This is a genomic window from uncultured Abiotrophia sp. (assembly GCF_938010525.1).
GTDB lineage: Bacteria > Bacillota > Bacilli > Lactobacillales > Aerococcaceae > Abiotrophia.
The window spans coordinates 115,916-140,268 of record NZ_CALLVK010000024.1; the positions used below are offsets into that span (position 1 = coordinate 115,916).

Annotated in this window: 18 protein-coding genes; 3 read left to right on the forward strand and 15 right to left on the reverse strand. The window is 45.9% G+C overall.

What is annotated here, in order from left to right; all coding sequences use genetic code 11:
- Positions 1 to 50: 50 nt before the first annotated feature.
- From tig to Q0339_RS08480, 4 genes are all read right to left on the reverse strand, one after another.
- Positions 51 to 1,331, reverse strand: coding sequence for a trigger factor (tig, locus tag Q0339_RS08465; RefSeq protein WP_298078390.1), 1,281 nt, complete (start codon positions 1,329 to 1,331; stop codon positions 51 to 53).
- A gap of 144 nt (positions 1,332 to 1,475) precedes the next feature.
- Positions 1,476 to 2,597, reverse strand: coding sequence for a peptide-methionine (R)-S-oxide reductase MsrB (msrB, locus tag Q0339_RS08470; protein WP_298078391.1), 1,122 nt, complete (start codon positions 2,595 to 2,597; stop codon positions 1,476 to 1,478).
- A gap of 35 nt (positions 2,598 to 2,632) precedes the next feature.
- A complete protein-coding gene (locus tag Q0339_RS08475; RefSeq protein WP_298078392.1) occupies positions 2,633 to 3,214 on the reverse strand; it encodes a redoxin family protein in 582 nt (193 codons plus the stop codon).
- 18 nt (positions 3,215 to 3,232) lie between these two features.
- Entirely contained in the window at positions 3,233 to 3,910 is a 678-nt protein-coding gene (locus Q0339_RS08480; protein WP_298078393.1) for a cytochrome c biogenesis protein CcdA, read from the reverse strand.
- Between the two features lie 197 nt (positions 3,911 to 4,107).
- Between Q0339_RS08480 and recU the strand changes: the two genes are divergently transcribed.
- A complete protein-coding gene (recU, locus tag Q0339_RS08485; protein ID WP_298078394.1) occupies positions 4,108 to 4,749 on the forward strand; it encodes a Holliday junction resolvase RecU in 642 nt (213 codons plus the stop codon).
- A gap of 24 nt (positions 4,750 to 4,773) precedes the next feature.
- Positions 4,774 to 7,371 (forward strand): PBP1A family penicillin-binding protein, encoded by a 2,598-nt coding sequence (locus tag Q0339_RS08490; protein ID WP_298078395.1) that lies wholly within the window; start codon positions 4,774 to 4,776, stop codon positions 7,369 to 7,371.
- A 56-nt stretch (positions 7,372 to 7,427) separates the two neighbouring features.
- On the opposite strand, the gene Q0339_RS08495 is transcribed toward Q0339_RS08490, so the two are convergent.
- The 8 genes from Q0339_RS08495 to Q0339_RS08530 form a co-directional block, all read right to left on the reverse strand.
- The gene (locus tag Q0339_RS08495) at positions 7,428 to 8,891 is read right to left on the reverse strand and encodes a hypothetical protein (protein WP_298078396.1); all 1,464 of its coding nucleotides are present in this window, start codon (positions 8,889 to 8,891) and stop codon (positions 7,428 to 7,430) included.
- Positions 8,892 to 8,917: 26 nt separating this feature from the next.
- On the reverse strand, positions 8,918 to 10,198 hold the full coding sequence (locus Q0339_RS08500; RefSeq protein WP_298078397.1) for an ABC transporter permease: 1,281 nt from the start codon (positions 10,196 to 10,198) through the stop codon (positions 8,918 to 8,920).
- Entirely contained in the window at positions 10,191 to 11,099 is a 909-nt protein-coding gene (locus tag Q0339_RS08505) for an ABC transporter ATP-binding protein (RefSeq protein ID WP_298078398.1), read from the reverse strand. Before Q0339_RS08505 ends, Q0339_RS08500 begins: the two co-directional genes overlap by 8 nt.
- A gap of 128 nt (positions 11,100 to 11,227) precedes the next feature.
- Positions 11,228 to 13,489, reverse strand: coding sequence for a DNA internalization-related competence protein ComEC/Rec2 (locus tag Q0339_RS08510; RefSeq protein ID WP_298078399.1), 2,262 nt, complete (start codon positions 13,487 to 13,489; stop codon positions 11,228 to 11,230).
- A 113-nt stretch (positions 13,490 to 13,602) separates the two neighbouring features.
- On the reverse strand, positions 13,603 to 14,271 hold the full coding sequence (locus Q0339_RS08515; RefSeq protein WP_298078401.1) for a ComEA family DNA-binding protein: 669 nt from the start codon (positions 14,269 to 14,271) through the stop codon (positions 13,603 to 13,605).
- A 142-nt stretch (positions 14,272 to 14,413) separates the two neighbouring features.
- Positions 14,414 to 16,171: a pyruvate kinase gene (gene pyk, locus Q0339_RS08520; RefSeq protein WP_023391987.1), complete on the reverse strand. Its 1,758-nt coding sequence runs from the start codon at positions 16,169 to 16,171 to the stop codon at positions 14,414 to 14,416.
- A gap of 23 nt (positions 16,172 to 16,194) precedes the next feature.
- Complete coding sequence (pfkA, locus tag Q0339_RS08525) at positions 16,195 to 17,160, reverse strand: 6-phosphofructokinase (RefSeq protein ID WP_291431424.1); 966 nt, start codon at positions 17,158 to 17,160, stop codon at positions 16,195 to 16,197.
- A 117-nt stretch (positions 17,161 to 17,277) separates the two neighbouring features.
- On the reverse strand, positions 17,278 to 20,628 hold the full coding sequence (locus tag Q0339_RS08530) for a DNA polymerase III subunit alpha (protein ID WP_298078403.1): 3,351 nt from the start codon (positions 20,626 to 20,628) through the stop codon (positions 17,278 to 17,280).
- Between the two features lie 201 nt (positions 20,629 to 20,829).
- Here Q0339_RS08530 and Q0339_RS08535 point away from each other — a divergent pair, with 201 nt between their 5' ends.
- The gene (locus Q0339_RS08535) at positions 20,830 to 21,042 is read left to right on the forward strand and encodes a YjzD family protein (protein ID WP_298078404.1); all 213 of its coding nucleotides are present in this window, start codon (positions 20,830 to 20,832) and stop codon (positions 21,040 to 21,042) included.
- A gap of 74 nt (positions 21,043 to 21,116) precedes the next feature.
- Here Q0339_RS08535 and Q0339_RS08540 read toward each other — a convergent pair whose 3' ends face one another.
- From Q0339_RS08540 to ccpA, 3 genes are all read right to left on the reverse strand, one after another.
- Positions 21,117 to 21,776 carry a hypothetical protein gene (locus tag Q0339_RS08540; RefSeq protein ID WP_298078405.1) on the reverse strand — a complete coding sequence of 220 codons (660 nt, stop codon included), beginning with the start codon at positions 21,774 to 21,776 and terminating at the stop codon, positions 21,117 to 21,119.
- Positions 21,773 to 22,459 (reverse strand): SatD family protein, encoded by a 687-nt coding sequence (locus Q0339_RS08545; RefSeq protein ID WP_298078406.1) that lies wholly within the window; start codon positions 22,457 to 22,459, stop codon positions 21,773 to 21,775. The genes Q0339_RS08540 and Q0339_RS08545 overlap by 4 nt, the downstream gene beginning before the upstream one ends.
- Before the next feature lie 130 nt (positions 22,460 to 22,589).
- Positions 22,590 to 23,600: a catabolite control protein A gene (gene ccpA / locus Q0339_RS08550; RefSeq protein WP_298078408.1), complete on the reverse strand. Its 1,011-nt coding sequence runs from the start codon at positions 23,598 to 23,600 to the stop codon at positions 22,590 to 22,592.
- Positions 23,601 to 24,353: the final 753 nt, after the last annotated feature.

Here is a 24,353-nt window from a genome sequence, read left to right on the forward strand (position 1 = left end):
ATAAGACTCTCGCAACCCTCATTTATAGTTATTCTAATAGGTTTATTTTATTATTTTTCTACCGCAGAATCAACAATTAAGCTCATTGCCTTCTTCATACGGATGTCAGCAGTTAACATATCAGTTGACACAAATTGTTTGACTTGGTCAGCAGACATGTTGTATTGAGATGCCAAGTCAGCAACTTCAGCGTCGATTTCAGCATCCGTTACTTGAATGTCTTCAGCCTTGACAATTGCTTCTAATACTAAGTTAGTCTTAGTACGTAATTCTGCTTCTTCAGCGAATTGAGCACGTAAGCCTTCAGCGTTAGTCCCTGTAATTTGGAAGTATAAGTCTTCATTAATGCCTTGACGTTTCAAGTTGTTGGTGAAGTGAGATACTTGACGGTTGATTTCGTCTTCTACCATTACTTCTGGTAATTCAACGATTTCAGCGTTCTTAACCGCTTGACGTAAAGCTAAGTCTTCTACAACTTCCTTAGCAGCAGCTTTTTTAGACTCTTCTAATTGAACGCGGATTTTGTTTTCTAATTCAGCTAAGCTTTCAACTTCTGAATCCACGTCTTTAGCGAATTCGTCATCTAATTCAGGTAATTCTTTAGCTTTTACTTCGTGAACTGTTACTTTGAAGACAGCGTCTTGACCTTTGAGGTTTTCTGCATGGTAAGCTTCTGGGAAGGTTACTTTCACTTCCACTTGGTCACCTGCTTTAGTCCCTACTAATTGATCTTCAAAACCTGGGATGAAGCTGTTAGAACCAAGTTCTAATGAGTGGTTTTCACCCTTACCGCCTTCAAATGCTTGGTCACCCAAGAAACCTTCGAAGTCGATGACAACCGTATCGCCTAATTCAGCTGCGCCTTCTTTAACAACGAGCTCAGCCAAACCTAAACGACGAGATTCTAATTCGTCTTTGACATCTTGATCAGATACTTGACGGTCTTGAGCTTCTACCTCTAAGCCCTTGTAGTCGCCTAATTTAACTTCTGGTTTTAAGACAACTTCAGCTTTCAATACCCAAGGTTGACCTGCTTCGAGTTTTTCGATATCAATCTTTGGTTCAGTCACTACGTCTAATTCAGCCTCTTGGATGGCTTTAGATAAATGAACTGGTAAGAGAGCGTTTAAAGCATCTTCGTAAAGCGCTGCTTCCCCGTACACATTGTTGAAGATTTGACGTGGCACTTTCCCCTTACGGAAGCCAGGTACTGACAAACGTTTTTGTACCTTCTTGAATGCTGTGTCTAAAGCTTTCTTCACATCTTCTACTGGAATTTCAAAGGTTAATACCCCTGTATTTGTTGCTTGTTTTTCGAATTTCGCTACCATGTAACTTTCCTCCATAGCTTCTTGTTTATTTACACACTCCACAATTTTAACTGAAAGCATCCAATTTGTAAACAGATTTACCCTATTTTTACTGACTTTTCCTCAGATTTGACTCAAGTAAGTGAGGCCACCTATTTTCTCTAGCTATTCCACGTAAGGAAGTAAGTAGCCATAGCCCTTACTTTCCATCTGATCCTTAGGAATGAAGGTGATGGAAGCTGAGTTAATACAATAGCGGAGGCCACCCTTGTCCTTAGGCCCATCATCAAAGACATGTCCCAAATGAGAGTTACCAGAACGTGACCGGACTTCAATCCGTCTCATGTTAAAGCTGGTGTCTTCCTTATAGCGGGCTACATCCGCTGAGATTGGCTTGGTAAAGCTAGGCCAGCCACACCCCGAGTCATACTTATCCTTAGAGGAGAAGAGTGGCTCCCCAGTAGCGACATCCACATAGATACCTGGCTCCTTATTATCCCAATATTGGTTGGAGAAGGCCTGCTCGGTGTTATTTTCCTGGGTCACAGCGTATTGGGCAGGGCTCAATTTTTCCTTCAGTTCTTGATCACTTGGTTTGGGATAGAGGTTGGCATCAATCAAGGGATCCTGTGCCTTCTTGAGATCGATGTGGCAGTATCCGTTAGGATGTTTGGTCAAATAGTCTTGATGTTCTTCCTCAGCCTTAACATAGTTCTTAAGAGGCTCCAATTCAACCTTGAGTTCTTGGCCCAGTTCATCCGCCTTTTCCTTCATTACTGCTTGGGCAACGGCCTTATCCTCTTGGCTTTCATAATAAATACCCGTCCGATATTGTCGGCCCTCATCATTGCCTTGCTTATTAAGAGAGAGCGGATCTACAACCCGGAAGTAATAGAGCAAGAGTTGACGCACATCTAGTTTACTGGCATCATAGGTGATTTTAACCGTTTCGGCGTGGTCAGTCTGACCGATTAAGGTATAGTTGGTGATATCTGACGTCCCATTGGCATAGCCAGATTCCACATCTAGCACCCCGTCAATTTGCTCAAAATAAGCTTCTAGGCCCCAGAAGCAGCCACCCGCTAGATAGAGGGTTCTGAGGTTCTCGGCTTTAACTTCTTCCTTGCTTGAAGTACTAGAAGAACTAGTCGCATTTGCCGCAAGGGCGGCTTCTACCCGGCTTTCGATATTTTGGGTGGTCAGGCCAGAATGAGAGGTCCGCCACCAGACAAGCGTAATTACCCCTAGAACCGCAATTAAGCCGGTTAATAAATAACGTTTATCCATTATAGTTTCCTTCTTTCAGATTTTAAGAATCTTCCTTAGTCCATGCTAGCCAATTGGTCTAAGACACTTTGCCGATCCATATGACCTAGTTGTACCTTAACTAGTTCCCCCTTGGAATTGATAAAGGCCGAAGTTGGGTAAGCAACAACACCTAATTGCTTCATAAAGTCACCCGACTGATCCACTAAAACCGGTAGATGCGTATAATCTAAGCCGGAAAACCACTTGGTAAAATCAGCCAGGGGCTTTTCATTTCGAATTTCAGGTGCCACCATGGATAAGACGACCACATCATTTCCTTGATTGCTTTCATCAGCTAAGGCGTCGACATCCTTGAGTCCTGCCAAGCAGATGGAACACCAGGATGCCCAGAATTTGATGTAAACTTTTTTGCCTTGTAAATCCTCTAGCTTATAAGTCTTGCCATGAATATCTTGAAAGGTCCCGCTTAAGCTTTGCCCTGCTTCTTGCTTTTGAGAAGAAGCGGTTGTTTGGGCGGTGCTAGATGCTTGCTTGGCATTGTTTGCCTCCTGTTGAGGTTGGCAGGCCGCTAAACAGCCCGAACTTAAACTAACTAATCCTAAGACTTGCCAAAATTTACGCGTAAAATGTGACATATTTTTTTCCTCTTTTTCCTAGATTTTGTTGAACATTACTAGAATGCCGACCAGAATAATCAGGACAGCCCCGACCCGTTTGATCAGCATCATGTGCTTTTTGGCTACATTCAGCCATTTGACTAAGGATGAAGATAGAATAGCCAAGAGTAAAAATGGCACTGACAGACCCAAAGCATAGACGAAGAGCAAGCTACCACCATACCAAGCACTGGCCCCTGTGGTGGTCACTAAGGCCAAGACAGAACTCAAGACTGGCCCGACACAAGGCGTCCAACCAAAGCTAAAGCTCAGTCCCAAGAGAAAGCTTCGCGTTAATTCCCCAGCATTCTTAGCCTCCATCTGGACGGTCTTTTGGCGACTAAGCCATGGAATCTCCACTAATTCCAGCTGATAAATCCCCATCAGCACGATAATAGTCCCTAGTACAAGGCGGGTATAGTGCCCATAAACGATCTGTCCTAAGAGACTGGCCCCAAAACCTAACATGAAGAAAATCAGTGAAATGCCTGACATGAAAGCCAGAACCTTCAAAACTGGCAAGAGATAAAAACTATAGTTACCAATTTTTACCTTCTTGTCCCCAGTTTCCCCCATAAAGGTTCCCATATACAAAGGAAACAATGGCAAAACACATGGCGATAAGAAGGACAGAATTCCCGCCCCAAAGACTGTTAAATAATAAGATATGGACATAAAACCCCTCCTGCGAATAATTACATCCTTATTATACGTCCTAATTGCTAGATTATCATTTATTTTGATTGGGAAAACTGACTTACTTAAAAATAGTGCCTATTTATGAACTTTTTGTGTAATTTCAGGGCACTTATAGCGAAATACTAGGCGGGAGGGGCTTGCTTCTAGTATAATAAGGTGAAGGAGTGAGTGGAATGGTTAAATATCCAGCTGGTTCAGCCCGGCGAAGCGCCATTAATAAGCCAGCAGGGCCAAGCCTAGATCCAGTTCAAGCTAGGGCCATGCAAGATCTCAAGGCAGCTAAAAAGCCTACCCAGTATGGTAGCCGGGGCATGTCCTTGGAAGATCGTATTAATCAATCCAACCAATACTACCTCAGCCACAATCTGGCGGTAATCCACAAGAAACCGACGCCGATTCAAGTCGTCAAAGTGGATTTTCCGCGTCGTAGCGCTGCCCGGATTACCGAGGCCTACTATCGCCAAGCCTCGACAACAGACTACAACGGCCTCTATTTAGGTCGCTATCTGGATTTTGAAGCTAAGGAAACGACTAATAAAACTAGTTTCCCACTGGCTAACTTACCAGACCATCAGATTGAACACATGCGACAATGCCACCAACAAGGCGGTATCGTCTTTCTCATCATTAGTTTCAAAGTGCATGACAAGGTCTATCTACTTCCCTTCCCAGCTCTCAATCAGTGGTTGGAAAGTCAGAAGCGTAAGAGCTTGCCACTCACTTACCTGGAAAGCCATGGCTACCTCTGCCAACAAGGGGTCTTTCCTATGATTGATTATTTAGCAGCTGTGGATCTCTGGCTCCAAGCTCACTAGTTTGACAAGAAAGGAGGGATTGACTTGGTAACTGGAAGTCGTCTCGAACGCAAGAAATATCAAGCCTCCCAACAAGAATCTACGCCTCTTGATTCCTCTGAGAATCAAGGCCGACAAAAGAAGAAAGGTAAAAAAGCTGGTAAGAAACCCCGTTGGCGCCGTATCCTTAAATTCTGCCTGATTGCCTTCTTCAGCCTCTTTATTCTAGCGGTTGCCTCAGGTGCCGCCATCTTTATCTACTACTCCTCTTCTGCCCCACAAATCACGGAAGCAGATTTGGTCGGTCAGATGCCAAGTAAAATCTATGACCAAAAAGGCAACCTAATCAAGGAGTTAGGTAATCAGAGCCGTGACCTGATGCAGGCCAATGAAATTCCTGAAAACCTAAAAAATGCCGTGATTGCAATTGAAGACGGTCGTTTCTATAGTCACAACGGGATTGACCCCATTCGGATTGCAGGTGCCTTTGTCCGCAATATCCGTAGAGGTCGAATTTCCGAAGGTGGCTCGACCATTACCCAGCAATTAGTCAAGAACTCGGTCTTCTCGACGGACTTTAAGGACCAAACCTTAAAACGTAAGGTTCAAGAAGCCTGGCTAGCCATGCAACTAGAGCGCGAGTATACCAAGGACCAAATACTGACCTTCTATCTCAACAAGCTCTTCTATTCTAATAATACCTACGGTGCCAAGACGGCTGCCCGCCTCTTCTTCGGCAAGGAACTCAGTCAGTTAACAGTAGGTGAAGCGGCCCTCTTAGCAGGGATTCCACAAGCCCCGTCCTCTTACGACCCCTATTCTTTCCCAGAAGCTGCCCAAGAGCGTCGCGATACCGTCCTGAGCGTCATGTTACGACGCAAATTGATTAGTCAGGCCCAATACGACGAGGCAGTCGCCCAATCCGTCAGCTCCATGCTCAAACCCTTGGATCAAAACACCATGGATAATACCGATATGGTCTTAGATTCCTACTTGGATGTGGTAGCCAAGGAAGTGAAGGACAAAATGAATCTGGATATCTTCACCGACGGTGTGGAAGTCTATACTAACCTCAACTGGGATGCCCAAAAACAAGCCTATGACTTGGTTAACAATGATCCTTCCCTTTTCCCAAATGATAAGATGCAGACGGCTATTTCCATTGTGGATGTTACCAACGGCCAGCTCCAAGCTGTCATTGGCGGTCGTAAGCAGAACGTCTACCTTGGTCTCAACCGGGCCAACACACTTAACCGCAGTGTCGGCTCAACCATGAAACCACTGGCTGACTATGGGCCTGCCTTCGAGTACCTCAACTACTCGACTGGGACCACCGTGGTCGATGAGCCTTATACCTATAAAAATGGTGGCGAGCTCCAAAACTTTGACTTTGAATATAAGGGCAAGATGACTCTACGTGAAGCCTTAGCTGGATCGCGCAATATCCCTGCCCTCAAGATGCTGCATGCAGTAGGCATGGACAATGCCTATGCCTTCCTACAAAAACTCAACATTAACATCAGTAATAATGGCAAAAAAGAGTTAGTTGAGGCCAATGCCATTGGTGGGGAAGTCTCCCCTATCCAGCTTTCAGCAGCCTACGCAGCTATTGCCAACTATGGTGAATACCATGCCCCTTATGCAGTACGTCGTGTCGTAACCTCTGCTGGGACCGTGCGCGACTTCGATTCACCGGGTTCTCGTGCCATGAAAGATTCTACCGCCTATATGCTGACCGATATCCTCAAAGGGGTACCAGGCGAATTCGCAGCAGCAGCCAAACTAGACGGCATCCCTAACGCAGGTAAGACCGGGACAACCAACTATACAGCTGAGCAACTTAGCCAATTAGGTCTGGATGCTAGCACCTACGCCGCACCAGATGGTTGGTTTGCTGGTTTCACTACCAAGTATGCCATGGTTACCTGGGTCGGTTACGATAACCCCTATGAAGCCGGTAATTATCTGACCCTGGAGCAAACCCGCCTTCCTCAAAAAATCTATGCCAAACTCATGACCTCGCTTATGGCTAACCAAAGCAAGGCTGACTGGACCATGCCAAGTAGCTTGGTCAAGGCTGATATTGAGAAATATACGGAACCCTTGCTACTCCCTGGACCATACACACCACGGGAAATGATTTCCTCCGAGCTATTCATTAAGGGGTCGGAACCTAAGGAACAATCCCTCAACTATGGCCGCCATATTGCTGCTCCTACTGGATTCGACGCTAACTACAACCAACAAACGCGTACCATTCACGCCACTTGGGGACCATTAACTGGTTCCGGCACCTTTGAGTTATCCGTCAACGGGACAGTGGTCTACCAAGGGACAGGTACAAGCTTTGATATTCCTGCCCATGAAATCCAGGATTACGTCTTACGACTGAGAATTGTGGATGGTAACAGTAGTTCCGATACGCTAGTAATCACTGTGAGTCTCAAGTCCGAGTCTAGCTCTTCAAGTAGCCAACCAAATCCGAATGAGCAAGGAGAAAATAACCCGCAATCACCTAACAACCGGGGCAACCAACCTAACCAGCCGGGTCAACCGGGTCAGCCTAACCAACCAGGCCAGAACGGTAACCAACCAGGTAACCAAAATCAACCTGGTCAAAATGGTAACACGGGACAACCTTAGCGAGAGCTTATATAAATACCCCATCACCTCTTGGTGATGGGGTATTTTCTTATGACTTAAGGTTTGGCTGCCTTAGCCAGTTCAGGATCTACCAAAAACTGAATCAGAGATGGGGCCTGCTGATTGAGATGGCGGAAACTATAGCGATTGACATGCGTGATAGCTGTATCTTCTGCCGTCAAACTCCATAGGTAGAAGCCTTCAAGCTCTAGACTGGCCTTGTTGACCACATAATCCACCCCATAGACGGCATCCCCCTCGCGCTTAAGGTTAGAGATATCGATGGCGCCTGCCAATTTAGCTAGGCCATCGTAGTCATTCTCAAAGGTCAAACGATAGGTTGTCGCTGTGGCATTTGCTGGGTCATTGATTGGTTGGCCAGCTTCATCGGTTGGATTAAAGGTTTGGATCTGATCAGAATGATCAATCAAGGACTGCACTGCTAAATAATAGAAGTCGATTGGCTCCACCCTTTCCTCTTTAAGGCTGCCATCCTCTGCCTTGCTATAGCGCTTTTGACCGAGTTGGTAGAGATAGCCTTTGATTTGCTTGTCCTGGATAGTCCCAATGGCTTGTGCCAGGACCTGACCATTTTGGCTATTGGTCAGATAAAGCAAATTACTATCTTGGTCGCCTGCTTGACGTCCTTCTGTCACTTCGTAAGTACTAATAGCCTGAGTTGGATTGGCCGCCTTAAAAGCTTCTAACCACTGGCCTTCTGCTACTTCTAAGGGACTTGCTTGTGCCTCTAAATCAGGCTTAAGGCTATCCTTAGTCACAGATTCCTCTGGGACTTTGGTGGTGCTCTTGGCTTGATAGACATGGCTGGATTCCCCATCTGTTACGGTCAGCTTAAGAGCAGCCTCAAGCATCTGACCGGTCTCACTGTCAACTAGGTAAGTCAAGTCTGCTTGATAAGTTGCTTGAGCTGAGAAACTTTCAGGCAAATCCAGCAGGCCAACTAGGCCCTGGATCAAGTCAGGGTTGGTCACTGTCCTATTAATCCGCCATTGACCTTCAGGTGCCTCAGAATCTAGCTTTGAGTTGTCATCTCCCTCAATTAGGAGTTTGGCCCAATAGAGGTAGCTCATGGAGTTCTTGGTATTGTCGTTTTGACTCCAGGCCGCATGAGGCGAGGCCACATAATGATGCTCCCCGTCGAAGTAAAACTCCAAGTCATAGTGGGCATCCTTGACCGTGGTCACGGTCTTAGTACGATAGGCCTTAAGTGCACCTGCTTCATAAAATTGTTGGCTGTCAGCGGTTGATTGCCAGTCTCCTCCTTCTTGATTAAGCCAAGTGTTAACTTGAACAGCACTCAATTTCTCGTAAAATTCGTGCACCTTATTGAGGGCTTGATAACGTTGACGCGTCGCTTCATCAAGCGAAGACTGACTAGTAGCTGACTCGGGTGGACCATAGAGGGCGTCCCCACCCTGCGCAGCGTCGCGCGGCTTAGCTTGGCAGGCTGTCAAAAGACAAGCCAGACTAAGCAAGGAAATGATGGTGGATTTTTTCATGTAATAATAAAACTCGCTTTCTAAACTTAAGCCTTTTGGCCTTTTTCACTCTTCCAGAGAGAATAAGACCGCTTGAAGGCATGGATAACCCCTTTGTCACTAGTTGATAGAACGGTCGCCTGGTAGAAGGTCAGGGCCAACCAGAAGGAAAAGACCATAAAGGCAAAACAGCCAAGTAGGCAAAGAACAATCTCCAAATTTGACACCGTCTCTGTAGCTAGACGAACCGGCATGACAAATGGAGAAGTAAATGGCACCCAAGAGCCGATGACCACAACAGGTGAATTAGGTTGTTGGAGACCATAGACGGCAATATAGAAACCAATGATGGTAGTGAAGATGACCGGCTGAATGGACTTTTGGACATCCTCTAGCCGTGTAGCGATGGATCCTAGCAGAACGGATAGAATCATGTAGGCCAACATCCCCATCAAAGCAAAGACTAGACTTAGACCAAAGCTAGGCAAAATCCCTAGCAAGAGCGGTTTGAATGGCTCTAGGTAGCTAAAAATACTGGAGACGCCGGTCAAGAAGTAAAAGCCAATCCCCAAGATTAGGTAAATACCAATTTGGGTAGCCATTATCAGTGAAGCACCTAGAATCTTACCTAATAAATGTTGTTTGGCAGGAATGGAGGATAGGATAATTTCCATGACCCGGTTGCCCTTCTCCAAGGCCACTTCCTGAGCAAAAATTGAACTGTAAGCTAAAATCAACATATAGGATAGCATAATGGCCACAAAGGCAGCCCCCATGCGGGCCATGACTTGAAGGGACCTAGCATCCTCTTCTGAATAGGTCCCGTCCTTGCTTTCCTTAAGATTAATCTTACCTATTGTCACCTTACTGGAACGAATGGTGGCAATTTGCTGACCATTTAGGTTAAGACTTTGACCTATTTTGCTGAGTTGATAGCGATTGAGGCTTTCAGCCAAATCAGACAAGGTCAGGCTATGGGCGGTAGACTTTTGGTAATAAGTAGCTTGCACGCGCCCATTGTCTTCTTTGACCACTAAATAGCCGTTAACCCCTTTTTGATTAAGAGATTGGCGAGCACTGGCTTCATCATCATAATAGGCCAACTTATAAGTCAAATTATCCTGGGCCAAACTATCTTTTAAGCCCTGATCTTGACTGACAATCGCGATGGTCTCATTGGCATGACTCGATTCATCATTGGCAATAAAGTAGCCGATCAAGGCAGAAACCCCCATGATAATAAAGGGCGCAAAAACCATAAAGAAGAAACCCCAACTCTTGACATTTTTGCGATAGACTTCCTTGGCGATAATCCATAATTTACTCATGGTCTGACACCTCTACTTTCAACTTGAAAATCTCGTCTAAGGTTGGCGGTTGTTGACTAAATTGGGCAATATACTTCCCTTGTGTCACCGCGTCAAAAATGGCATGACCAGCGGACTCATCGCTTAGAATCAGATGATAGCGATGACCGGTTAGGTGACGGACCTGTTTAACGCCTGGCAGGGCTTCAAGTTGGGCTTGATTCCAGTCAGGACTTTCTATGAAGATACGGGTCCGGCCAAAGGATTCTTTGACCTGGTCAACCGTTCCTGATAGAACCTGTTTGCCATAGTGAATCATCACCAAATGGTCACAAATTTCCTCTACGTTATTCATATTATGGCTAGAGAAGATAATGGAAGAACCCTTAGCCTTCAGTTCTAGAATGCCCTGTTTGAGTAAGTCCGCATTAACTGGGTCTAGGCCTGAAAATGGCTCATCCAGAATCATGAGTTTTGGCTCATGAATTAAGGTAGCGATCAGCTGCACTTTCTGTTGGTTACCCTTGGACAGGCTCTTAATTTTATCGCTTCTTTTACCTCTTACATCGAATTTTTCCATCCAATAATCAATTTTTTCAAGAACTTGGGCCTTCTTCATGCCCCGCAATGCTGCAAAGAAAACGATCTGATCTTCGATGGTCATCTTATCATACAAGCCACGTTCTTCTGGCAAATAGCCTACCGTATCATAGACTTGGCTACTCATGGGTTGACCTTGCCACTCAATAGAGGCACCAGGTTCTAAATTCAAAAAATTGAGAATCATCCGGAAAATCGTGGTCTTACCTGACCCGTTCTGACCAATAATCCCCATAATACTACCTGGCTCCACCCTAAAGGAGACATCATTGACAGCACATAAGTCGCCAAAGTGCTTAACTAAATGCTTAACTTCTAACACAAAAAACACCCACTCTCTACAGGTTTTTGCATAATAATGTTTACGTATTCAGTATAGCACTTTAGCTATTGGCATACAAGATTAGCTCATCTTTTTGAATGGCTAAGCTCACTTTTGGGATAAGTGGATTAAGGGGCTTCTAGAACCGTTTGCCAGCCATCCCAGCCCCAATCACTCCACTCATAGCGGATGGCGCCATGATAGGGAGTTGCAAAATAGGGAATCCCCCTATTACTTAGTTTAGCTAGGGTATCAGGATGAGGGTGGTGATAGGTGTTGTGGACTCCAGCAGACAACAAGGCTAACTTAGGCTGCAGGTGGTTGAGCAAGACCTCTGAACTGCTAAAGCGACTGCCATGGTGGGCGCATTTGAGAATATCGGCCTGAATGTCAGGGAAACGTTCAATCAAGGCCTGCTCATAATCGCCCGACATATCACCTAAATTTAGCAAACGGTGCCTGCCCATATCTAGGGTCGCTGCAATGGAGGCGTCATTTGGGGCCGTCGACAGATTAAAGTCATTGGTGTAGAAGGTCAGCCCTTCTTTGATTGAATAGGCTTGACCTGGTCCTAAGATATGGACTTGGGTCTTTGCCGCCAGATAGGGCTTGATTTCCTGCCATACCGGATGACTAGCGGTATGCTGGCTAATCCAGAGATTGTCGATGGCGACTTCCTGACTGAGACTAGCTAGGCTACCAATATGGTCCAAGTCTGAGTGGGTAATCATGACTCCCGTCAATGAAGCAATCCCTTGCGCTTTGAGGGCTGGAATCAGATTATAGTAGCCATATTGCCTATCAAAACTTGGCCCTTCCTTGCTTGCCGGATAAGGGGGTCTGCCGCCTGTATCAATCAACCAGGCTTCCTTGGACCAGGCAGCTTGGTAGACCAGACTATCCCCCTGCCCCACATCCAATATGGTGACACTAGACTGCCAATGCAAATAAGGTTTAAGTATCAGTATTAAGGCATAAGCGCAGACAATAACTGCCGTTGACCAAGGATGGCGCCATCCCCATCGTAACCAGACTAGGAATAGGGTCAGAAATATCAGCCAGTAAATAAGACTTAAACGCCCAGTTATGACATGCCAGGAGAAGAATTTGCTCAGAGGCGCTAGCATTTCTAGTAAGCATTGATAAATCCCATCCAATAAACTTGCTAGCCTGTCTAATCCTGGCATGATTATGGTCAGCCCTGACACCAAGGCTAGCGGCATAATAAAAGCTTCGAAGACAAGACCTAAGAGAAATATGGCCAGCACTTGTAGCGGATACCACTCATAACGCCAATCCATCATAAGAGGCCAGGTAATGAGTAAACAAGCTAAGAGTATGTAGACTTGATGGCGCCAAGTATAGTGTTTTGGGTGCTCCATGGCTTGATTGGAAAATATGAGTACAGCTGACAAGCCAAAGCTCAGCAAGTAGGCCGGTTGAAAGACTAGGCCAGGCTGGCAAAGTAAACAGGCCAGTCCTACAAGACTTAGCCGGTCCATAGACGTCATACTTTGGTCGCCATAAGACTTGGAAAAAGCTACTAGCCCCCAGCCTCCTAAGACTCTAATACTGCCAATAGGCCAACCACATAGCCAGCTATAGAAGAAGAGCAAGAGAGGCAGCCAGAAAGCAACACTTTCTTTAAGGCAACCTAAGCGCAAAAAGAAACGACTCAGCACCCGTCTTAAATAGAGCAAATGAAAGCCAGAGATAGCGAAGAAATGACTAAGGCCCAACACCCCCAAACTCACCGACTGGTCGCGAAAGCCTGGGGTCTGCTGATTAAATAGAAGCCGGATAACCAAACTGGTCCAGGAAGACCCTTGCCCTTTCCACCTAGCCAAAGGCGCTAAACACCACTGTCGTAGGGCTTCCATAGCTCCTAAAGCCAGTGGCTTCGGTTGAATAGCAGACACCACCTTAAAGTCAAGTACCCAATCAATCCCCTTATCTGCTAAGCTTTGCTGATAATCATAGACTCCAAAGTTTCGGGCTCTCTCTGCTTTTTTTAGACTGGCTTGTCCCTTAACTTCCATCACCTCATGGCCTAAAGCCCATTGAATGTCGCCCTGCCCTTTTGCCAGAACTGGCAGAAGTCGGCCATCTGCTAATCTTAAATAGCCCACCCCCTGCCAACCTGTGGATCGATAGTTGACTTGGCTAGGAGCTAGCACAAGCTGATAGCTTTGTGCCTGATCAGGCACTATGACTTGATTAACTTGAGCCTGTTCATAGTGATGCCAGCCCCATATTCCCAAGCACCAAGCGCTTAGAAGCAAGCAGACCAAGAGACATTTTCGACGATTGCATTTTAGTCCTAGTCCATAAATTCGCACGATTAGGATGGCTAAGACTAGGCTCCAAGCCAAGTATTCGTGGTATAGCATGCCAATGAAAACTGCAGCAAAGATCCATAGCAGAAACCATTTATGTCTCAAGGACTCAAGGCTGCTTGCTAGCATTAGACAGCCACTAGTCCAATATCTTTTGACCATATCATTCATTGAAAAATCACCAGATCCTTCAACTTCTCTAGCATCTTAGGCCCTATGCCCTTGACTTTGCCTAAGTCCTCAAGCGAATGAAAGGAGCCGTTTGCCGTCCGGTAGTCGATAATGGCTTGGGCCTTTTTAGCCCCAATACCGGGCAGAGTCTCTAGTTGAGCTAAGTCAGCTTGGTTGATATTAACCTTGCCACTGTTGGCACTAGGACTAGAAACTAAGGGGGCCTGACTTCCAGTCCCATTAGCTTGCGGTCCATGGCTTTCAGCTTCCCATTCTTCCATAGTGGGTACATAGAGACTCTGCTGATCCACCAGGAGTTGAGCCTGGTTTAGGGCCCGTTCAGCCGCTTCTTCCGTCAAACCACCCGCCATTTCCAGCAGGTCAAAGACCCGACTCCCCTGGTCTAGGGCATAGACGCCTGGATGTTTGACAGCTCCCTTGAGGTCTACATAAATCTTGTCGGGCTTGGAGGATTGCTGGGAAGAGCTTGGCTCAGCAAGTGTACTGGAACTGATAGAAGACTCTTCTTGCATTATGGGCCGTCTTGCGCGCAAGTTAAGCCATATTAAGCCAATGACAATGCCTATAATTCCTATGGCAAATGAGCCAACTAACCACCATTTTAGCTTAGCTGCACCTGTTTTGAGTTGATACTGGGGTTCCATATAATGCCTCCTCTACAAGTCTTCATATATATATACCCCTTTGCCCTGATTTAATCCGAAAATCCTCTATTAAATTTGCATGACAGCACAAAAAAACGCCCTACCTAATGGTAGAGCGTTGATGATTATAAGTGAGGTGAGCTTAGATGATCGCTGCTGCACCGCGATAGATTAAACCACGACGCGCATCTACAGTGATTAATTCACCATCTGCCACGTTAGAAAGCACATCTTTAGCTGCTACGATGACAGGAATCCCTTTTTCAAGCCCCATGATGGCTGCATGAGAAGTGATCCCGCCTTCTTCAGTAACAAGGGCACCGATTTTATCGAATGCTGGCAAGAAGTCCTTGTCAGTTGCACGAGTTACTAAGATAGTCCCAGCAGTGGCTTTCGCATTGGCAGTAGCCGCATCAGTTGCTAATACAGCCTTACCGATAAAATTGCCGTTACCGACGCCTTCACCTTTCGCTAATTGAGTCCCAATGGCTTGAATTTTCATCAAGTTAGTAGTCCCTGCTTCACCAACTGGTACACCTGCAGTGATTAAGATCAAGTCGCCTTCTTTAGCGAAGCCTTTTTCTTGAACCAAAGCAGTTGCGCTATCCATCATTTCGTCTGTTGAAGTTGGACGGTCGATAACGTAAGGGATAACACCCCATGCTACAGCTAATGAACGTTGAGTTTCTTCGTCGAAAGTAGCTGCCACGATGTGAGCGTTTGGACGGTATTTAGAAATCATCAAAGCAGTGTGACCTGAGCTTGTAGGTGCGACGATGGTTTCGATACCTAAGTTCTTAGCAGTGTGACCAACTGCTTGACCGATTGCTTCAGTCATGTCAGAACGGTCGAAGCGTTTGATGCTGAATGCGTCGTGTTCGTGCAATTCTTTTTCAGTACGAACACAGATAGCAGCCATAGTCTTAACCGCTTCTTCTGGGAAGTCCCCTGCTGCAGTTTCACCAGAAAGCATTACCGCGTCAGTCCCGTCGAAAATAGCGTTGGCAACGTCACCAGCTTCTGCACGAGTAGGACGTGGGTTGCGTTGCATAGAGTCTAACATTTGAGTAGCTGTTACAACTGGTTTACCTGCTTGGTTACATTTCTTGATGATGTATTTTTGAACGATTGGCACTTCGTGAGTTGGGATTTCTACCCCTAAGTCACCACGAGCTACCATGATACCGTCAGATACAGACAAGATTTCGTCGATGTTGTCGACCCCTTCTTGGTTCTCAATCTTAGAGATAATCTTAACGTTTGGACGACCTTCTTGTTCTAAGATTTCACGGATTTCCATAACGTCGCTAGCACGACGAACGAAAGATGCAGCGATGAAGTCGATCCCTTCGCGAACACCGAAGCGGATGTCAGCAGCGTCTTTTTCAGTGATCCCTGGCAAGTTGATGGAAACGTTAGGAACGTTAACACCCTTCTTAGATTTGATTACGCCAGAGTTTTGAATTTCAGTCACTAATTCTTGGTTAGCGTGGTCGATTTCAGTTACCAATAAGTCAACTAAACCGTCATCCAAGAGAATGTGGCTACCTACTTCAACGTCGTTGATTAAGTTAGCGTAAGTTACAGAGAATTTGTCCTTAGTCCCTAAGACTTCAGTCATAGAAATACGAACAGTTGCGCCCTTAACTAAGTCGATGGCATTGTCTTGCATGTCGTTAGTACGGATTTCTGGACCTTTGGTATCCAAGAGGATGGCACAAAGTTTGCCGGTAGCTTGACGGGCAGCCTTCAAGTTGTTGAAGCGTTCTAAGTGTTCTTCGTGAGAACCGTGAGAGAAGTTGAAACGTGCAACGTTCATCCCCGCTTCAATCAACTTTGCCATTTGTTCTGCTGTGTTAGAAGCAGGACCCATGGTACAAATAATCTTAGTTTTTTTCATTTTAAAAGAACTCCTTCTCTTTTTTATTTAGCGCTAAGGCCTTGGTTTAATTGGTAAAGATCGCGACGGACTTGGTGTTTTTCATTGGTCAAGGTTTCCACAATGTCAAAAGTTGCCAATTGCTCGTTCTTAAGACCTAAGAAAATCCCAGCTTGACCTTCTAACAAGAGGTCAACCGCCTTGGAACCCATCAAGCTAGCGAAGACACGGTCACGCACTGTTGGGTTGCCCCCACGTTGAATGTGTGACAAGGTTACATCACGCACATCGTCACCAGAGACAGCTTCGTATTCCTTACGGAATTGAGCCGCTGTCATGACGCCTTCGGCCAAGACGATTAAGGAATGATCCTTACCGGCGCGACGATTAGCAGCGATGGTTTCTGCGATTTCTTTTAAATCATAGGCTTCTTCTGGAATCACAATGGCATCTGCACCAGCAGCCACCCCAATCCAGCTAGCCATATCCCCTGCATGACGGCCCATTACTTCGACAATAAAGGTCCGGTTGTGGGAGGAAGCAGTGTCAGTAATTTTATCAATAGCATCTAGGGCCACATTAACCGCGGTATCAAAACCAATGGTGTATTCTGTCCCTGCAATATCGTTATCGATGGTCCCAGGAATCCCGATAGCTGGGAAACCTTTTTGGGTTAATTTCAAGGCCCCAGTAAAGGAACCGTCCCCACCCACAACAACTAAGGCATCAATGCCATGTGCCTTCATCTGTTCAATTGCCTTCTCTTGGATTTCAGGCTCCTTAAATTCTGGGAATCGAGCAGAATATAAGAAAGTGCCACCCCGTCTTAAGGCATGAGAGCAAGTCGCTACGTCTAAAGGTCTGAAGTCACCTTCATATAAGCCTTTAAAACCATAGTAAGCACCTACAACTTCAATGCCATGATGCAAGCTACGCTCTACGACAGCCCGCACTGCTGCATTCATACCAGGAGCGTCGCCACCACTAGTTAAGACTGCAATACGCTTCATGTTTCTCACCTCTAAGTTGAATTGTAATCAATCGACTTGGACTGATATCCAAGGCTTATTTTACCACTTTTATTGGCTAAAGTCATACATTTTTTCGAAAATAATAGATGTAATCGATTACTTGTAGATAATTTTGAAAGGAGCCAGTAATTTGGCTAATTCTGCTTGCGCTTTCTGGCCATAGGAGACCCGATAGGCGTCATCCAATTGGAAGGTCTGACGATTGGCATCTACCAAAATCATGGCCACTGGTCCAGAATATTGATCGGCAAATTTTCTTAGGCCTGGCAAATAAGGTTTGAGGTCCTGGAAGGCCTTGACCTGAACAAAGCAACGTTGAAAAGGATGCTGATTAGGACTAGTTGGCGCCTTGTCTTCCTCTTCATTGACTTGAGCTAGACGCTTAATAATCAGCTGATGACGTCCCTGGCGGTCTAGTTCGACCGTCCCCTCTACAAGCAAGACCTGTCCCTCCTTAAGCAGCGAGACATAGTGTCGATAGCTTTGCGGGAAGACTACCCCGCTAATGCTAGCTACTTCGTCTTCTAGTTCGAGGAAGGCCATTAATTCCTGCTTCTTAGTGTTAATGACCCGGATGCCTTTGACTAAGACTAGGGTTTGGACCTTGAGGTTTGGTTGGGCCGCTAAGATATCTCTTACTGACAGCAAGTTGGGATGGGACTTTGCAAAGGCTTGATAAGTTGCCACTGGATGCCCCTCTAAGGAGAAGCCTAATATCTCCACTTCCTTATCCCGCTTTTGACTAGGGCTCCAGTCCTCCACCCATTCAATTCGTGGCTCTAACTCTGGGAAGAGCGACAAATTGCCACCACTAAAGGTGACACTTTGCATGAGCTTGTCTAGGTTCTTTAGCAAGGTCGGCCGGTTCATGCCGGTATAGTCCAAGGCCCCTACACTAATCAGACTTTCAAGCCACTCGTGTTTGAGCCATTTCTTAGGTAGACGCTGCATAAAATGCAAGAGACCGGTATATGGCCCTAGGAGCTGGCGGTCCTCTACAATGTGGCTGACAAAGTCATGTCGTAAGGTCCGGATGGCTGAGAGACCTATTTGGAGTTGCTGTCCACTGACACTAAAGCCTATCTGACTCTCATTGAGATTGAGGCCAAGGAGTGGACCCGTATGACGTTTGGCCTCCAGAATATCGTCGGCCATGGTCGTCTGGTTGGAACTGCCCATGTTTAGGAGGGCTTGATAGAAGGCCAGAGGATAGTGCACCTTGAGATAGGCCAGTTGGAAGGCTAAGGTCGAATAGACCACCGCGTGTGAACGGTTGAAGCCATAGCTAGCAAATTCATAGATGTAATCATAGGTAGCTGACGCAATCTCAGCTCCTATCCCCTGCTCTCTAGCCCCCCTAATGAAATGCTCGCGTTCTCGCGCCATGACATGAGCTTGCTTTTTACCCATGGCACGTCTTAGCAAGTCGGCTTGTCCCAGGCTGAAACCGGCCATGCGTTGGCAGACCTGCATGACTTGTTCCTGATAGACAATAATGCCGTAGGTAGGAGCTAAAATCTCTTCTAGAATTGGATGAATGGCTTGGTAGCTTTCCTTGCCATGGCGGCGCGCTACATAATGATCAATCTGTTTCATTGGCCCAGGACGAAAGAGCGCGTTGACGGCTACAATATCTTCAAAACGCTCTGGTTGCAGCTTGCGTAGGACTTGCTTAATACCATCTGATTCGAACTGGAAGACCCCGTTAGTATCCGCCGCCCTGAAGAGGGCCAGAGTTTGAGCATCTTCCATGGAAATAGCTTCAATCTCAAAATCAGCTTGGCTCTTCTGAACCTGTTTAATGATGGTATCTAGCAGATTGAGGTTTCTCAGGCCAAGGAAGTCCATCTTAAGCAAGCCAACCTTCTCCACATCGTACATGGTAAATTGAGTCATAAGAGGTTGGTTAGGTCGTTCCACAACTGGAATGACCTGATCCAAGGCTTGGTCATGGATGACCACCGCCGCCGCGTGAGTTGAAATGTGACGCGGCAGTCCCTCGATGGTTTGCGCCACTTGGAAGAGCTGCTGGTTAGTCTCAGATTGACTGACTAACTGGCGTAAGGCTGCCGACTTCTGATAGGCCTGAGGCAGACTGATGTCTAACTCTTTTGGTATGGCGCGCGCCCAGACTCGCAAGGTCTCACTATCCGCACCTAGAACCCGTAAGGTATCCCGCATGGCCGCCCGAGCCCCGAAGGTCCCCAAGGTGGCAATTTGCGCAACCTGCTCTTGGCCATAGCGCTCGACCACGTAATGTAAGACTTGTTGCCGTTTATTATCGGGAATATCCATATCAATATCGGGCATGTTATAACGTTCCGGATTCAGGAAACGCTCAAAGAGTAAGTTGTATTGGATTGGATCGACGCGCGTAATCCCAAGTAAGTAGGAAACCAAGGAACCAGCTGCCGAACCCCGACCTGGTCCTACCCGGATCGCATGACTTTGACAGTAAACAATAATGTCCCAGACAATGAGGAAATAGTCGCTAAAGCCCATACTATCGATCACTTCTAGCTCATAGTCAAGCCGCTGCTGGTAGACCGCCAAATCTGCAGGCCTCATGGCTTCTAATGCCGACTGAGTTAAGTCTCGCAAATATTGGCTAGCTGGCAAGTGGTCTGGCGTCGGGAATTTTGGCAGGAAGGCTTGATTTTGTGGCAAGGATAGCTGCATACGGTCTGCTAATTGTCGACTATTTGTCAAGCAGTCAGCCAAGCCCAATCGGATATACTGGGCTTCCAAATCAGCCCAATTATAGACATAGTGGACCCCCTGCATGGCCCTTAGCTCCACGTCTAAGGTCTCATTAGCCCCAATGGCTTCCAGCACCTTGAGACTGAAGGCGTCACCCTGATTTAAGGTTGACACTCCTTGCCCCACTACTAGCGGAACTTGTTGGCTCTTAGCCCAGGCCTTCACGGCCTCGCCTTCAACTGGATTATAAGGAAAAGCCGCCACCCCCAGATAGACATTACCTGGCCCAAAGACTTGCTCCAAGCGCTCCAGAACTAAGCTAGCTTCTTGGTTCCCACTATGAATCAGGGTTTGCTCCACTTCGCTGGCATGGCCACAGGAAATATAGACTAGATTGTGGCAGGACTGGGTCAGATAATCCCAAATAGCGCCTGGTGACAGGGGCTGATGGCTCAAACGTCGAATGAGGCCAATCAATTCATAATAACCGGCTTGATTGAGGGCATAAACCAGGAAGGGATAAATGTGGGTTTGCTTGAGCGCCCCAGGCAACTTAATGGTCGCCCCAATCATGGCCTTGAGACCAGCAGCCTGACAGCGATTATAGAAATCTAGCGCCCCTTGAAGACTATGGACATCTGCCAAACCCAAGATTTCATAGCCCCTTTGTTTAGCAGCTTCCACATAGGATGGAACCGTCAAAGTACTCGCTAAGAGTGAATTAGCAGAATGAACATTAAATAGCATGGCATTTCCTCCTCTCAAGCCCTTTTTGTGGTCCGAACAGGCATTCGACCACTCTCTTCTTATTGTGCCATGAAATGCCTTAAAGCACAAGGTAGAGCTTGGCTTTCAGGAAATTTGGTTAAGAACTAGAAACAAAAACTTTTTCATTGTATTATTTGGCAAATATGCTACACTTATACTGTAAAGGAAAGAAGGGAAAGTATGAAATATATCGTCACATTTTTCTGGAGCTTCATCCTAGGGCAAATTGTCTACTACCTAGGTAGCTCACTCACTCGTGCCCAATATGATATAGTGGGCGGGACTATTTTGGCTTTTGTCATTACCATTGTTGTCGCGATTGTAGCACGAATCATGGAGAGCGTCCAAGCCGACAGCTCCCAAGCTCAAGCAAGCAAAGAAGCACATTCCTAATAGCCTAAATTAATAGCCCCACCAGTCTGGATGCTTATTCCAAACTGGTGGGGCTATTTTTTACTAGACTGGTCCTACCAACTGCCTAATTGATAGAGCTGATAGAGAACTAAGACGGATAAAAGACTAAAGAGCGAGCCAATGAGATAGTATTCAGCAAAGGCACTGTTCTTGGAAATTTTATCATAGCGGGCAATGGATTTGGCCGTGAAGACCAAGCCCAAGGCAGCATAATTCTGGCTAACCAAGAGTAAGCCCGTTATCAGGCGCTCTAGTATCCCAATAGTCGCTCCTGCTCCTTCAATGGTCGCGTCATCAATCTCAATTTCAGGTTGAAAGCGTCGGAAGAGAAAATGGAAAATCTGGTTAACAGGAGCTCCTAACCACAAGGCATAGAGGGCCGTCCACAGCCAGTTTGCATGGTAAGGCCAAGTCCAGCCTGCCTTCGCTGCATAAAGGCTGGCGCCAAATAAAAGTAGCGCCATCAAGAGGGAAACTTGCTTGGGCTTAAGTAGCTTACTTAGGCTAGTATGCACCAGTCCTAGGCCCATTAGTAGGCCACCTGCAACCAGATTAAGGCCCAGCAGCAAGGCGCCCCAAACCAGATAGAGCATCCAAGGCTCTAGCCAAGTCAATCGTCCTTTTAAGAAAGCCCGCCCGTAAGGTCGATAATAGGATTCGATTAGGGTCCAGCCTAGCGCATAGTAGATAGCTAATGAATAAGTCGTAATCATTGGCTCTCCCCTCCTTGCTCTGCCTGTCTGGCCAGGTCTTCAATGGCCTGATTGAGGTCATTTTTGACATCTAGATAGAGTTTGATTCCACTCGATTTCATGCGTTTAGCGAAAGCGCTAGAAGACAGACCTAGGGCTGTCGCCACCCGTTTCTGATCAAAGCGCGACTGATAGTAACCCAAGTCTAAGATTGTCCGGAAGGTTTCCATTTGCGATTGAATCCAGGAGGAACGGACAAACTCGCTCAAAGCCAAACTATGATTCAAAACCGCATCCCGCTCATCTCGCCCTGTCAGCAGATAGATATGGACTGTCTCGTAATGATGTTGTTGATGAACTTGCTGAATGGCCTCACGCGCCCGCCAGTAAGCCGGACCATCCGCCCCTAAGCTGACTGCGGGATTTATGCTAGTCAGAATCTCACCTAAGCCCAGGCCAAAACGCAGATTTAAGTCAGGCAAGGCCAGGCGAAGTTCATCAATCATTTGAAAGATAGGTGCTCCTACTTTAAGTAGTCCTTGGAATTCATCTCCCAATGTTAAACTAAAGCATGAGGCTAGGTGGCCTTGATATCGCTCATTCAGGCTATTTAAGGCTTGGCTTAAGGCTTCTTGCATTTTGGCACGATTGGCTAAACTGCGCGACTCAATAATGTCACCAATTAAAGCATAGAATTGATTCATAGTAGCCTCCTTTCTTAAGTCCATTATAACAGACCCCTAAAATAAAGTCCATTATAATAGACCGAACGGAAAAAGTCCACTATAATAGACCAAAAACCAAGGGCCTATAAACCCTTGGTTTTATTTACGATTAGTCTTTATCTTCTAAGGTTGAGCCACGAGCAATAAATCTGTGTGGTAAGATAATTTGATGCTCTTCCACTTCTTCATTGTTCATGATTTTAGTCAATAGACGCATTGCTACCGCACCGATATCATAGAGCGGAATTTGGATGCTGGACAACTTAGGACGTACCATTTGGGTTAACATAGAGTTATTGCCGGTAATGATTTCAAAGTCTTGTGGGACTTTTACGCCACGATCTGTCAAGGCGTTGAGGACAGCTACTGCAATTTCATCGTCAGAAATGACAGCGGCATTGGCCTTGGCCGCGATCAATTGCGCCGCAATCTTATCCCCATCGGCATAAGTGAATTGCTTTTGAATGACTAAGTCTTGCTTGAATTTAGCGCCGGCTTCCTTGAGGGCTTCAGTATAGCCTTCTAAGCGGAAATCACGGTTAATATCAAATTCCCCAGGACCTGTCACCAAACCTACTTTACGGCCATGAGCCAAGAGCAAAGCAGTTGCCTCTTTAGTTGCTTGACGGTAGTCGATGTTAACGTTAGATAGTTCTGTATTGGATAGAATGGTCCCAGCAAAGACAACTGGTGTCCGCGTACGGCTAACTTCATGTTGGATACTTTCTTGGATGTCATTCCCCATGAAGATGATTCCGTCCACTTGTTTTGCTAACAAGGTGTTGAATACTTGCACTTCTTTCTCTGGGTTTTCATCAGAGTTGGCCAAAATAATGTTGTATTTGTACATCGACGCAATGTCATCAATCCCCCGTGCTAAAGACGAGAAGAAGACATTGGTGACGTTAGGGATAATCACCCCAACCGTAGTGGTCTTCTTACTTGCCAAGCCACGCGCGACTGCGTTAGGACGATAATCCAAGCGTTCGATAACTTCTGATACTTTTTTACGAGTTGACGGTTTAACGTTAGGGTTGCCGTTTACCACACGAGATACTGTCGCCATGGAGACGCCAGCTTCACGAGCAACGTCGTAGATGGTAATAGTTTGTTTTTCCATACCTTTTGCCTCACTTCCTAGGTAAACACTTTTATACTCTTATAAAATACCACAAAAAAAACACTTTAGCAAGCGTTTTACTTACATTTTATCACCTATTTTATAGACTTACCTTGAAAAATGTTTTGAAAAATGAAAACTTTTCAAAAGTACATGTAAGCGAAATTTACATTAACCTGCCTCTAACTGGTTTAAAGCCTTATATAGAGCCATTTTTACCTAAGAGGCAAAAATAGGAGATAGTTGAAAATTATCTATAATTTGAACTTGGCGGATATAAGGAGGAAAATTGCTGTTTTTTTGAGAGCAAACAAATCTCGATAGAAAAGATAATAAAAAAACAGCCGAGAGGGAACTCGGCTGCAACGGATTCGGCATATCCGTATCAAGAGGGGACTTCTACAATAGGCATTAGGGGATACCTATCGTAAGAAGGGATAACTTAGTCCTTAACCTGACTAAGAAGGTTTAAATTGATTACCTATACCCATACGACTTCTGACTTGAAGCATTTAGTGATTTATCAACAATGTAAAATCGGCACGTTCACCTTGAAGTAAAAATCTAAATCTTCTATGATAAAGTTCATTAAGGGGATCATATGGACATAGATTCAATTTGTTCGAAGGGCTGCTACTGCCCTCCTTTAAATATTCCAAGAAACACTTAAAGCAAGACACTAACATCCTGTATAGACATTATACCGCATTTCCCAATATTATACATATCAAATTTTCGTTAGATGTTCACAAT

What these genes read in the sequence shown, in the direction of transcription:
- pfkA (WP_291431424.1), bottom strand. Translation starts at nt 17,160, where the DNA reads ATGAAGCGTATTGCAGTCTTAACTAGTGGTGGCGACGCTCCTGGTATG.
- Q0339_RS08475 (WP_298078392.1), bottom strand. Translation starts at nt 3,214, where the DNA reads ATGTCACATTTTACGCGTAAATTTTGGCAAGTCTTAGGATTAGTTAGT.
- Q0339_RS08515 (WP_298078401.1), bottom strand. Translation starts at nt 14,271, where the DNA reads ATGGAACCCCAGTATCAACTCAAAACAGGTGCAGCTAAGCTAAAATGG.
- Q0339_RS08540 (WP_298078405.1), bottom strand. Translation starts at nt 21,776, where the DNA reads ATGATTACGACTTATTCATTAGCTATCTACTATGCGCTAGGCTGGACC.
- recU (WP_298078394.1), top strand. Translation starts at nt 4,108, where the DNA reads ATGGTTAAATATCCAGCTGGTTCAGCCCGGCGAAGCGCCATTAATAAG.
- Q0339_RS08495 (WP_298078396.1), bottom strand. Translation starts at nt 8,891, where the DNA reads ATGAAAAAATCCACCATCATTTCCTTGCTTAGTCTGGCTTGTCTTTTG.
- Q0339_RS08500 (WP_298078397.1), bottom strand. Translation starts at nt 10,198, where the DNA reads ATGAGTAAATTATGGATTATCGCCAAGGAAGTCTATCGCAAAAATGTC.
- tig (WP_298078390.1), bottom strand. Translation starts at nt 1,331, where the DNA reads ATGGTAGCGAAATTCGAAAAACAAGCAACAAATACAGGGGTATTAACC.
- Q0339_RS08535 (WP_298078404.1), top strand. Translation starts at nt 20,830, where the DNA reads ATGAAATATATCGTCACATTTTTCTGGAGCTTCATCCTAGGGCAAATT.
- Q0339_RS08530 (WP_298078403.1), bottom strand. Translation starts at nt 20,628, where the DNA reads ATGCTATTTAATGTTCATTCTGCTAATTCACTCTTAGCGAGTACTTTG.
- pyk (WP_023391987.1), bottom strand. Translation starts at nt 16,171, where the DNA reads ATGAAAAAAACTAAGATTATTTGTACCATGGGTCCTGCTTCTAACACA.
- msrB (WP_298078391.1), bottom strand. Translation starts at nt 2,597, where the DNA reads ATGGATAAACGTTATTTATTAACCGGCTTAATTGCGGTTCTAGGGGTA.
- Q0339_RS08510 (WP_298078399.1), bottom strand. Translation starts at nt 13,489, where the DNA reads ATGCTATACCACGAATACTTGGCTTGGAGCCTAGTCTTAGCCATCCTA.
- ccpA (WP_298078408.1), bottom strand. Translation starts at nt 23,600, where the DNA reads ATGGAAAAACAAACTATTACCATCTACGACGTTGCTCGTGAAGCTGGC.
- Q0339_RS08480 (WP_298078393.1), bottom strand. Translation starts at nt 3,910, where the DNA reads ATGTCCATATCTTATTATTTAACAGTCTTTGGGGCGGGAATTCTGTCC.
- Q0339_RS08545 (WP_298078406.1), bottom strand. Translation starts at nt 22,459, where the DNA reads ATGAATCAATTCTATGCTTTAATTGGTGACATTATTGAGTCGCGCAGT.